Raw genomic sequence first — 10,192 nt, 5'->3', positions numbered from 1 at the left:
GATGCACAGCGCCACCACTTCGTCGGCAAGCTCGATATGCCCCTCGCGCACCTGATCGAGCAGCGTTTCATAGGCATGCGCGAAGCCGACCAGCTCGGAAAAGCCGAAGGCGCCGGCGCCACCCTTGATCGAATGGATGGCGCGGAACACGGCATTGAGCCGGTTGGACGAGCGGTCGCCGCCTTCGATGGCGTGAAACTGCTCTTCGAGTTCCAAGAGGAGCTCGGAGCATTCATCGAAGTAGGTTGCCTTGAAGTCGTCGAGATCGCTCATAGTCTAGTCGAAACCCTTCTGGGCTCTCTGGAGCCAGTCGCCCGGTTTAGTGGACGACGCGGTGGATGACCGAGATCAGTTTTTCGGGGTCGAACGGCTTGACGATCCAGCCGGTACCGCCGGCAGCGCGGCCCTGGTCGCGCTTGTCCTGGCTGGTCTCGGTGGTGAGGATCAGGATTGGCAGCGAATTGTGCAGCCCCGAGGCGCGGACATTCTTGATGAACTCGATTCCGTCCATCACCGGCATGTTGATGTCGGTGATCACCACGTCGACGCTCTCGTTCTTCAACACATCGAGGCCCTTCTGGCCGTCCTCGGCCTGCAGCACCTCGAAGCCCGCATTGGACAGCGTATGGTGCAGCATCGCGAGGATGGTTCTGGAATCGTCGACCGTCAGTACACGCATTGAAAATTATCCCTCCATGATCGCGGCGAACCGGGCCCCAAGCCCCAGCCGCGAAACCGCGGACCGGAAAGCCTCGCTGGGCTCGGTGACCGAAAATGTGAAATTGTTGCGCCGCGCCGTCTCGGCGGCGCTCAGCAGCATGAACAGCGCGTTGGTGGCGACGCGCTCGATTGCGCCCGCCTTGATCGTCACCGGCCCGGATTCGATCGCGTCGATCAGCCCGTCGCGAATCGGATCGAGCGCGTCGAGATCGACGATCGCCGGCAAGGCGATGCTTCTGCTGCGTAGCTGGGCCATGGACTGGCGTGCCCCCAACGGACTGGTCCGGGCGCGAGCATCCGATGGAACGGTTTAGGAAGTGCTAAGTTCGGGCGTTTTCCGGGACTTACGCCGATCCGATCGCCCTCATCAGCGCGGCCCGGTCGACCTCGCCCAGCGCCGTCGGCCGCCATTGTGGCCGCTGGTCCTTGTCGATCAGCACCGCCCGCACCCCTTCGGCGAAATCCGGCAGCCGCGCCAATAGCCTGGCGAGCCGGAAATCCAGCGCCAGCACGTCTTTGACATCGACCAGCCGCCGCGCCGCATGGTGGCTCTCGAGAATGGCAACGAGGCTGGTGGGCGAACGGAGCGGCAGCAGCGCCAGCTGCGGGTCGCCTCCGGCGATCCTGACTATCGCCTCGGGATCGCTCCAGTCGAGCCCGTGATGCCGGTCGGCCGCCGCGCACAGCACCGCCTCTCCCACCGGCGCCATCTCCGCCTGCATCAGCGCCACGAGGGCGGCATCGACCCGCGCCGCCGACGCAGCGGCGGCAATCCCTACCCGCACGATCTCGATCCGCGCCGGATCGATGGCGCAGTCGGCGAGCCCCAGCGCCAGCGCATCGCCGGCCCCCACCGGCACCCCCGCCATGGCAAAACTCAGCGCCCGATGCACCGGCGCCTTGGCAAGGATGTGGTTCACCCCCACATCGCAGACAAAGCCGATTGCCGCCTCGGGCATGGCGAACCGCGCCTCGGTCGTGGTGAACCGGAACGTGCAGTGCCCAGCAATGCCGATTCCGCCGCCCATCACGATGCCATGGCTCAGCGCCACCGTCGGCTTCGGATAGCGCGCGATCATCCCGTCCATCCGGTACTCGGCATCGAAATAGGCGTCCGCGACCTCCGCCTGCCCGTGGATCACCGCCTGCCGCACCACCCGCACATCGCCGCCCGAGCAGAAGCCGCGCGGACCTCGGCCCTCGAACAGCACCAGCCGCACGTCCTCGTCGTCCCGCCACAGTTCCAACGCCCGCGTGATGCCGTCGATCATCTCGAGACTCAGCGCATTGATCGCCTCGGGCCGGTTGAGGGCGATAATCCCCAGGTGACCCTCGCGGATCACATCGAGCTGGCCGGTCATGTCTCGTCTGTTCCCATGTTTCCGCCCGAGTGATAGAGCAGCCCGTCATGAAGGCCAACATCCCCACACCGCTCACCAACGTGCACCTCACGGGCATCGCGCGCGATTTGAAGGCGCGCGCCGATGCCGGCAAGCCGATCCGCATCGGCGTCATCGGCTCGGGCGAAATGGGCACCGACCTCGTGACCCAGGGCGCGCTGATGCGCGGCATCGAAGTGGCCGCCATCGCCACCCGCCGCCCGCACACCGCCCGCGCCGCCATGGCCATCGCCTACGGCGACGATTCGCACGCCGTCGAGGCCGACACGCAAAGCAAGGTCACCGCCGCCATCGAGGCCGGCAGGATGGCCGTCACCTCCGCCGAAACGCTGGTCCAGAACCCGCTGATCGACGTCGTCATCGATGCCACCGGCAAGCCCGGCGTCGCCGCCGATTACGATCTCATGGCGATGGAGCACGGCAAGCACCTCGTGATGATGAATGTCGAAGCCGACGTCACCATCGGCCCCTACCTGAAGCATGAGGCCGATCGCCTCGGCGTCATTTATTCCGTCGGCGCCGGCGACGAGCCTTCGAGCTGCATGGAGCTGATCGAGTTCGCCTCGGCGCTCGGCTACCGCATCGTCTCCGCCGGCAAGGGCAAGAACAATCCGCTCAATCACGACGCGGTTCCCGACGACTACCGCGAGGAAGCCACCCGCCGGAACATGAACCCGCGCATGCTGGTCGAGTTCGTCGACGGCAGCAAAACCATGGTGGAGATGGCCTGCATCGCCAACGCCACCGGCCTCGTCCCCGATGTTCCGGGCATGCATGGCCCCAAGGCCGACCGCGACGACATGGTCAAGGTACTGATCCCCAGGGCCGATGGCGGCATCCTCAACAAGAAGGGCGTCGTCGATTTCACCATCGGCAAGGGCGTCGCACCGGGCGTCTTCGTCATCGTCGAGGCCGAGCACCCGCGCATCATCGAGCGCATGGATGACCTCCACGTCGGCAAGGGCCCGTACTACGCCTTCTTCCGCCCCTACCACCTGACCTCGCTCGAGGTGCCGCTCACCGCCGCCCGCATCATGCTTTACGGCCGCCCCGACATGGTGCCGATGCCCAACCCGGTCGCCGAAGTCTGCGCCGTTGCCAAGCGTGACCTCGCCATCGGCGAAACTTTCGACGCCATCGGCGAAACCTCCTACCGCAGCTTCATCCTGACCGTCGAAGACGCCCGCCGCCAGCATGCCGTCCCGGTCGGCCTCCTCGAAGGGGGCAAGGTCACGGCCCCGGTGAAAAAAGGCCAGCTCCTCACCCGCGCCAACGCCCTCCCGGACCAGTCCACCCGCCTCTACGCATTGCGCCAGCGCCAGGACGAGATGTTCGGGCTGGTGGCTTGACCCCGATTGGCCCGTAGCCACAGTTCGGTACCCACACCCGGGCCGCTTCTGTAGCCGCGCCTTCATTTACGGCATGATCTCGTAGACCCGGCGCGACCCCACATCCCGGTAGAAGTCCACCCTGCTTCCATCCCAGTGATAGTCGAGATGCCGCCCCTGGCGCAGATTCGAGCATCGGTCGGGATAGAACAGCCCGGCGCACTCGCCACCCCTGTACCGGACGCTTGGATAGACCACCCCCTCCGAGCCGGCCTTGCGCAACTCCGAACCCAGCGCTTGCCCGGCCACATACTCCACCGGATCGAGCACGCGGGCGTCAGCCTTGCGCCGCAAGTCGTACAGTTCCGCCACCAGATCGACCACGATCTCCCGAAACTGCGAGGTCCAGCCGGCGGGCTCCGCCGTCCGGGCCATGAACCGTTCGTGGTGATGGATCGTCTCGAACAGCGCCGTCTCGAACCTGTCGCCCAGATAGAGCATCCCACAGCTGCCGTCGCTGAACCGGCTCGGCCGATCCGGCGTGGCGTGGGTGAAGGGCGCCGTCAGATACGAAGCCCCGGGCCCGGACACCCGCCGCTCCGGCGGCACTAGGTCCAGCCGGCCGATCGACTCCATCAACCGCGGGTTGGTCTTCTGCTCGGCCGAAATCAGCAGCGGCCAGTCGCGGGGATCGGCAATGTCCTCGAACAGGTCAATCGGCGGATGGATGCTGCGGATGATCCGGACCGCCCCCCACCACTCTACCTTGGCTGTTGTCGCCGCTGACGTTGCGTCGTCTACCAACTGCGCTCGGCGTCCAGATAGCGCCGCACCCGCATCAGATCCGTCAGCTCGCCCTCCAGCATCACCTCCAGCGCGCTCCTGCCGCCGAATGCCGTGTTGGGGGTCTTGACCCAGCGATAGCCACGCTCGGGCTCGCGGAAAATCAGGCGCAGCGCCTTGTGTATGCCCATGATGTTGGACAGCCGCGCCTTGCCATCCCGGCCCAGCCGGCCCACATCGCCCGCCTTCCAGCGGGCATAGGTGCGGGTCGGCAGATCCAGCAATGTCGCCGCTTCGCCGTCCGAGAGCCCCCACAGCCGGAACAGATTGAGTACAGCACGGAACATCGCACCCGCTTCCTCATCCGTTATCGGCTGCGCTGTAAACTCGCCTGCATCGGTGTCGATCGGCAGCAATTGCATGGCTGATCTCCATTTGGCTGAAAAAAGGCTCTATCATGCCAAATGACAACCCTTAACTCCCCCCTAGCGCAATCTTCCCCTGCCGTCCCTTCGTATTACTGGCCTCCGCCGCCTCCGCCGCCTGCTCGAGCGGAAACACCTCGGCGATCGGTAGTTTCAGCGATCCCTCCTTGGCCCGCCGCACGAAATCGACCAACGCCGTCCTCAGCTGCTCCGGCGTGTGGAACGTCGAGGGCCTGGCCGCCCAGAACCCCTTCACCATCGTCCGCTTGAACAACAGGTTCTCCGCATTGAGCGTCATCGGCCGCCCGCTCAGGGCCCCGAACGAGATCATCCAGCCCTCCTCGGCGAGCAGCGACAGCAGTTCGTCCGAAGCCCGGCCCGCCACCGAATCGAGCCCCCGCCGGATCGGCGCCCCGCCGGTAATCGCCCGCGCCCGCTCCGGCCAGTCCTCATGCTCGCTCGAGACCGCGTCGCCGATGCCCTCCGCCGCCAGTTCCGCGATCGCTTCCTCGCGCCGCACGATGTTGAGCACCCGAATGCCCCGCTCCGCCGCCAGCATGGCGACGATCTTTCCCACCGCACCGTTCGCCGCATTCTGCGCAATCCAGTCGCCCGGCTTGACCTCGAGTTCGCCCAAAAGCCGGAACGCACTCAGCGGCATCGACACCAGCTGGCTCGCCGTTCCCTCGTCGATCCCCTCCGGCACCGGCACCAGCGACTGCGCATTGGCGAGATAATACTCCGCCCACGCCGCACTTGCCCCGCCGGTCACCCGCTGCCCGACGGCGAGGTTCGTCACCCCGTCGCCCAGCTTGTCCACCACCCCCAGCGCCTCGGTCCCCGGAAAATGCGGCAGCTCCGGCTTGTATCCGTAGTGCCCGGTGACGATCATCAGGTCGTGGTTGTGGATCGGCGACAGCACCATCCGCACCCGCACCTGCCCCGAGCCCGGCTCGGGCATCGGCCGCTCCACCACCTGCAGCACCTTCCGCGGGCTGCCGAATTCGTCGAACACCACGGACTTCATCGCATCACTCCATTTTTCCCGTGAGATAGGCCACGCGGGGTCATTCGCCTAGTCCAGCGTCTGCCGATACCGCAGCATCGCGATCCCGGAGATCACCACGAGAATAGCGGCGAGCGCCCACAGCTCGCCCGTCACGTCCGGCAGCCCGCCGCCCTTCAGCATGACCTTCCGCACCACGCGCAGAAAATGCGTCGCCGGCACCGCCTGCCCGATCACCTGCGCCCAGCCCGGCATCCCCGCGAACGGGAACATGAAGCCCGAGAGCAGGATCGACGGCAGGATGGTGAAAAAGCTCAGCTGCATCGCCTGCATCTGGCTTTTCGCCGCGGTCGAGATCAGGAACCCCAGCGCCAGGTTCACCACGATGAAGAGGTTGAAGCCCAAAAAGAAGGCCCACACGCTTCCCTCAAACGGCACCCCGAAGACGAGGCGCGCCGCCGCGAGAAACACTGCCGTCTGCACATAGCCGACAAACACATAGGGCAGGATCTTCCCCAGCATCACCTCGAGCGGCCGCACCGGGGTGGCGATCAGCATCTCCATCGTCCCCCGCTCGGTCTCCTTGACGATGGCGATGGCAGTGATCATCACCATGGTCATCGAGAGGATGATCGCCAGCAGCCCCGGCACGATATTGGTCGAGGTCTTGCCCTCGGGGTTGTATTCCCGGTGCACCACCACCGAGAACGGCGCCGCGCCGGCCTGCTGGGCCAGCGGCCCGACCAGCGTCTCCGCAATCGCAACATTGACGATCCCCGACAGCGCCGCCACCGCCCCGCCCGTCGCCGAGGGGTCCGACGCATCCGCCGCGACGAGGATTTCGGGCCGCTGCCCGCGCACCACGTCGCGCTCGAAATCCTCGGGGATCACCACGACGAAATTGGCATCGCCGCGTCGCAGCGCCTCCTCGCCCTCGCCGATCCCGCTCACCGCCCCCTTGAAGGCAAAGTAGCTCGAGTTCTGCATCCCGGCGATCACCGCCCGGGTCAGCGGGCCATTGTCGCCCATCTCGACCAGCGTCGGCAGGTTCCGCGGGTCGGCATTGATGGCAAAGCCGAACAGGAACAGCTGGATGATCGGCAGCCCGATCATCATCCCGAAGGTGATGCGGTCGCGCCGCATCTGGATGAACTCTTTGTAGAGCACCGCCCCGAAGCGCCTGAACGAGAAGCGCGGGCTCATGCCGCCCGCTTCCCGCCATCATCGGCGTAATTGTCCCGCGCGCCCGTCATCAGGTAGATGAACGCCTCCTCGAGCCCCGCCACCTGCAGGCTCCAGCGATGCGTCCCCTCGGCCGTCAGCCGATCGACCGTCGCCTCGAGCGCGGCCTTGTCGGTCCCCGAGACGTGCAGCACCGTGCCGAACCGCGCCACCTGCACCACCCCCGGTTCAGTCTTCAGCCGCCCCTCCAGCGCCGGTAGGTCCGGCCCCTCGACCCGCCAGGTTTCGAGCCCCACCATCTCGGGGATACTGGCCGATGGCCCGTCGATCAGCTTCTTGCCGTAGGCGATGTAGGTGATGAAATCGCACTGCACTGCCTCGTCCATGTAGTGGGTCGAAACCAGCACCGTGACGCCCTCGGCCGAGAGCCGCCGGATCTCGTCCCAGAAATCGCGCCGCGCCTTGGGATCGACGCCCGCCGTCGGCTCGTCGAGCAGCAGCAGCCTCGGCTCGTGCAACAGGCACGCCGCCAGCGCCAGCCGCTGCTTCCAGCCGCCCGACAGCGACCCCGCCAACTGCCTTGCCCGGTCGGCCAGCCCCAGATCGGCCAGCGCCCTGTCCACCCGCTCCTTCTTCCTGTCGAGCCGGTACATTCGCGCCACGAAATCGAGGTTCTCGCGGATACTGAGGTCCTCGTAATACGAGAACTTCTGCGTCATGTAGCCGACCTGCTCCTTGATCTGTTCGGCCTGTCGCCGCACGTCGAAGCCGAGGCAGGTCCCCTCGCCCTCGTCCGGCGTCAGGAGCCCACAGAGCATCCGGATGGTCGTGGTCTTCCCCGATCCGTTCGGCCCCAGGAACCCGTAGATCGCCCCCTTCGGCACCTGGATGTCGAAATGGTCCACCACGCGCTTGGGCCCGAAACTCTTGGTCAGCCCATGGACGTCGATGACCAGCCCCTCGCTCATTGCAGCCGCTCCACCGTCACCGGCTGGCCCGGATGCAGCCGCACCCCTTCGAGCGTCGCCTCGACGAGGAAACTCAGCCGCTGCCGCTCGTCGCGCGAATAGATCACCGGCGGCGTGAACTGGGGGTCGGAGGCGAAATAGCTCAGCGTTCCCGTCAGCCCGTCCGGGCATCCGTCGCAGCTCACCCCCACCTGCTGGCCCAGCGCAAACTCCGCCAGCGCCGCTTCCGGCAGGTAGAACTTCACCTTGAGCGCCCCCTCGGGCAGGATCGACACCACCGGCGCGCCGGCTGAAACGATTTCGCCGGCATCGTAGAACACCCGCTCGATCCGCCCCGCCGCCGGCGCCGTGATCGTCCGATCGGCGAGATCGGAGTTCGCCTTCTCCGCATCGGCCCGGGCCGCGGCGAGATTGGCCTCCGCCTGCAACTGCTGCGCATCGCGCGCCGGCAGCTCGGCCACCTTGAGCTGCGCCTCGAGCTGGCGCACCGCCGCCTCGGCGCTCCTGAGGCTCGCCCGGTCCTGGTCGAGCTTCGATTGCGGCACCAGCCCCCCGGCAAACAGCTTCTCGCTCCGCCCTGCACTGTCCCTGGCCAGCGACAGGTCGGCCTGCGCCTTTTCGAGGCTGGCGCGAATCACATCGATCTCATCCGCCCGGCTGCCGGTCGTAAGATTACTCAGCGCCGCTTCTGCAGCGGAAACCCGCGCCTCCGCCGCCTGCAGCAGTGCGACCTGCTGCTCCTGTTTCAACCGATACAGCAGGTCGCCGACCAGCACCTGGTCGCCTTCCCTGACCGAGATCGTCTCGATCGGTCCTGTCGTCGTAGCCGCCGCATAGACGTAGCGCGCCTCGACATAGCCATTGTAGTGCGGCGCCTCCGTCGCCCCGAAACCGGGGAGGACGATCGCCACCAGCGTTGCCAGCCAGGCCAGGAATCCCTCCATCACAGCCTCCTACGCGCTCGGGCCCGACGGCACGCTGAGCCCGTCGAAAAGGATCGTCAGGTGGTTGTCGACCAGCTTGTCGAAGCTCATCCCGCCCTCCGGCATGATGCCGAACACCTCGGCCAGTGCGACATGCAGCATCAGGGGCCCGATGATCGAACGGATGGTGAGGCTCGGATCGACCGGCCTCAGGTACCCCTCGTCGATCCCCTTCCGGATCAGCCCCTCGACCACCGGGATCACCCGGTCCAGCACCTCGCGTCGATACATCGCGGCAAGCTCGGGAAACCCCAGCACCTCGCGAAAGATCAGTTTCGGCATGGCCAGCATCCTCGGGTCCGAGAACCGCGCGGCCAGCATCTTCAGCACCATCGAGATCACCACCCGCGGATCGCCCTCGAAATTGCCGAGCGTCGCCAGCGCCGAATCGGCGATCGGCAGCACCGCCCGCCGCACCAGCCCCTCGAGCAGCGCCTCCTTGGAAGCGAAGTAGAGATAGACCGTCCCCTTGCTGAGCCCGGCGCGCTTGGCAATGTCCTCGACCCGCGTCGCAGCGAACCCCTTCTCGATGAACAGCTCCAACGCCGCATCCAGCACTTCGTCCGGCCTCGCCTCCGCCCGCCGCCGAAACTTCGGCCCGCGCTCTCTATCGGGTGTGTCCATGCCAAAGAACCTTGCTGACTGTCCGGTCAGTCGCGTAATAACTGACCAGTCAGTCATGTGCAAGCCTGCTTCAGCAAGGCATGATCGCCGGCTGCGGACCAAAACCACACCCGCCGGACAACTATGCTCACGTCGACATCACGCACTGCGAACGCGACCACCTCTATGGTGCCCTCGTCCCCTGTTGCGGCGGACGCCCCAAGCGCGACCGGGCCGGCTGAAACCTCCTCAGCCCCCGGTCGCTGCTTTTAGCGTTCCTCAGTCGTGGGGGGGATCAAGGGTGGGACCGGCTCCAGCCGCGATGCCGGCAATATGCCACACTCAGCGTCCGGCAGGCGCCTCGCACCACGCGCGCCACATACCGCGAACCGCCCGTTCGAACTCCCGGGCAAAACCCACGCTGTCGCACATCGGTGAGCCGACGAACCGCCGGCGCAGCTCCGACCTGCTCCGGCTCAGCCCTTGCGGGTCTGCTGCGAGATCACGTGCCAGCGCCACATAGCCATCGGCATCTGCGGCAACCCACTCGCTTTGCCCGATCGTGCTGAGGATGCTCTCGCCCATATGCGCGACATAGCGATCGCCACACATGGTGACCACGGGAACCCCCATCCACAGCGCCTCGCAGGTGGTCGTTCCACCGGCATAGGGGAACGGGTCGAGCGCCACGTCGATCCCCTGGTAGCCTTCGAGGTGCTGCCGGTAGTCCGCAACGGGCGCTTCGATGATCACCCGGTTGGATCCGAGAGCCGCATGGATCGAAGCCACGCGTG

At 66.3% G+C, this 10,192-nt stretch carries 12 protein-coding genes and 1 pseudogene; 1 reads left to right on the top strand and 12 read right to left on the bottom strand.

All coding sequences use genetic code 11. The features are described 5' to 3' along the window. The 4 genes from JWQ89_RS17790 to JWQ89_RS17775 all read right to left on the bottom strand — a co-directional run. Positions 1–273 (bottom strand): Hpt domain-containing protein (locus tag JWQ89_RS17790; RefSeq protein WP_299643133.1); only part of this gene is annotated, 273 nt, incomplete at its 3' end. Positions 274–319: 46 nt separating this feature from the next. Then, positions 320–679, bottom strand: a complete 360-nt coding sequence (locus JWQ89_RS17785; RefSeq protein WP_299643131.1) for a response regulator — start codon at positions 677–679, stop codon at positions 320–322. A gap of 6 nt (positions 680–685) precedes the next feature. After that, positions 686–976: an STAS domain-containing protein gene (locus tag JWQ89_RS17780; protein ID WP_299643129.1), complete on the bottom strand. Its 291-nt coding sequence runs from the start codon at positions 974–976 to the stop codon at positions 686–688. Positions 977–1,064: 88 nt separating this feature from the next. Next, a complete protein-coding gene (locus JWQ89_RS17775; RefSeq protein WP_299643127.1) occupies positions 1,065–2,081 on the bottom strand; it encodes an enoyl-CoA hydratase/isomerase family protein in 1,017 nt (338 codons plus the stop codon). Positions 2,082–2,128: 47 nt separating this feature from the next. Here JWQ89_RS17775 and JWQ89_RS17770 point away from each other — a divergent pair, with 47 nt between their 5' ends. After that, positions 2,129–3,469 (top strand): NAD(P)H-dependent oxidoreductase, encoded by a 1,341-nt coding sequence (locus tag JWQ89_RS17770; protein ID WP_299643125.1) that lies wholly within the window; start codon positions 2,129–2,131, stop codon positions 3,467–3,469. Between the two features lie 66 nt (positions 3,470–3,535). On the opposite strand, the gene JWQ89_RS17765 is transcribed toward JWQ89_RS17770, so the two are convergent. The 8 genes and pseudogenes from JWQ89_RS17765 to JWQ89_RS17730 all read right to left on the bottom strand — a co-directional run. Continuing rightward, positions 3,536–4,252 (bottom strand): RES family NAD+ phosphorylase, encoded by a 717-nt coding sequence (locus JWQ89_RS17765; RefSeq protein ID WP_299643124.1) that lies wholly within the window; start codon positions 4,250–4,252, stop codon positions 3,536–3,538. Continuing rightward, complete coding sequence (locus tag JWQ89_RS17760; RefSeq protein WP_299643123.1) at positions 4,246–4,653, bottom strand: MbcA/ParS/Xre antitoxin family protein; 408 nt, start codon at positions 4,651–4,653, stop codon at positions 4,246–4,248. The genes JWQ89_RS17765 and JWQ89_RS17760 overlap by 7 nt, the downstream gene beginning before the upstream one ends. Positions 4,654–4,705: 52 nt before the next feature. Continuing rightward, positions 4,706–5,683, bottom strand: a complete 978-nt coding sequence (locus tag JWQ89_RS17755; protein ID WP_299643121.1) for a zinc-binding dehydrogenase — start codon at positions 5,681–5,683, stop codon at positions 4,706–4,708. A gap of 48 nt (positions 5,684–5,731) precedes the next feature. Then, positions 5,732–6,865, bottom strand: coding sequence for an ABC transporter permease (locus JWQ89_RS17750; RefSeq protein WP_299643120.1), 1,134 nt, complete (start codon positions 6,863–6,865; stop codon positions 5,732–5,734). Beyond that, positions 6,862–7,812 (bottom strand): ABC transporter ATP-binding protein, encoded by a 951-nt coding sequence (locus JWQ89_RS17745; RefSeq protein ID WP_299643118.1) that lies wholly within the window; start codon positions 7,810–7,812, stop codon positions 6,862–6,864. Before JWQ89_RS17745 ends, JWQ89_RS17750 begins: the two co-directional genes overlap by 4 nt. After that, on the bottom strand, positions 7,809–8,756 hold the full coding sequence (locus tag JWQ89_RS17740; RefSeq protein WP_299643116.1) for an HlyD family efflux transporter periplasmic adaptor subunit: 948 nt from the start codon (positions 8,754–8,756) through the stop codon (positions 7,809–7,811). Before JWQ89_RS17740 ends, JWQ89_RS17745 begins: the two co-directional genes overlap by 4 nt. Positions 8,757–8,765: 9 nt before the next feature. Beyond that, the gene (locus tag JWQ89_RS17735) at positions 8,766–9,419 is read right to left on the bottom strand and encodes a TetR/AcrR family transcriptional regulator (protein WP_299643115.1); all 654 of its coding nucleotides are present in this window, start codon (positions 9,417–9,419) and stop codon (positions 8,766–8,768) included. A 321-nt stretch (positions 9,420–9,740) separates the two neighbouring features. Then, positions 9,741–10,192 (bottom strand): annotated as a pseudogene (locus JWQ89_RS17730) (hypothetical protein); the annotation flags it as partial.

It is taken from the genome of Devosia sp. (genome assembly GCF_028290645.1).
GTDB lineage: Bacteria > Pseudomonadota > Alphaproteobacteria > Rhizobiales > Devosiaceae > Devosia_A.
Note: the sequence above shows the minus strand (reverse complement) of the source record. Positions and strands in the feature narration are given on the sequence as shown.

What these genes read in the sequence shown, in the direction of transcription:
- JWQ89_RS17740 (WP_299643116.1), bottom strand. Translation starts at nt 8,756, where the DNA reads ATGGAGGGATTCCTGGCCTGGCTGGCAACGCTGGTGGCGATCGTCCTC.
- JWQ89_RS17745 (WP_299643118.1), bottom strand. Translation starts at nt 7,812, where the DNA reads ATGAGCGAGGGGCTGGTCATCGACGTCCATGGGCTGACCAAGAGTTTC.
- JWQ89_RS17775 (WP_299643127.1), bottom strand. Translation starts at nt 2,081, where the DNA reads ATGACCGGCCAGCTCGATGTGATCCGCGAGGGTCACCTGGGGATTATC.
- JWQ89_RS17770 (WP_299643125.1), top strand. Translation starts at nt 2,129, where the DNA reads ATGAAGGCCAACATCCCCACACCGCTCACCAACGTGCACCTCACGGGC.
- JWQ89_RS17735 (WP_299643115.1), bottom strand. Translation starts at nt 9,419, where the DNA reads ATGGACACACCCGATAGAGAGCGCGGGCCGAAGTTTCGGCGGCGGGCG.
- JWQ89_RS17750 (WP_299643120.1), bottom strand. Translation starts at nt 6,865, where the DNA reads ATGAGCCCGCGCTTCTCGTTCAGGCGCTTCGGGGCGGTGCTCTACAAA.
- JWQ89_RS17780 (WP_299643129.1), bottom strand. Translation starts at nt 976, where the DNA reads ATGGCCCAGCTACGCAGCAGAAGCATCGCCTTGCCGGCGATCGTCGAT.
- JWQ89_RS17755 (WP_299643121.1), bottom strand. Translation starts at nt 5,683, where the DNA reads ATGAAGTCCGTGGTGTTCGACGAATTCGGCAGCCCGCGGAAGGTGCTG.
- JWQ89_RS17785 (WP_299643131.1), bottom strand. Translation starts at nt 679, where the DNA reads ATGCGTGTACTGACGGTCGACGATTCCAGAACCATCCTCGCGATGCTG.
- JWQ89_RS17760 (WP_299643123.1), bottom strand. Translation starts at nt 4,653, where the DNA reads ATGCAATTGCTGCCGATCGACACCGATGCAGGCGAGTTTACAGCGCAG.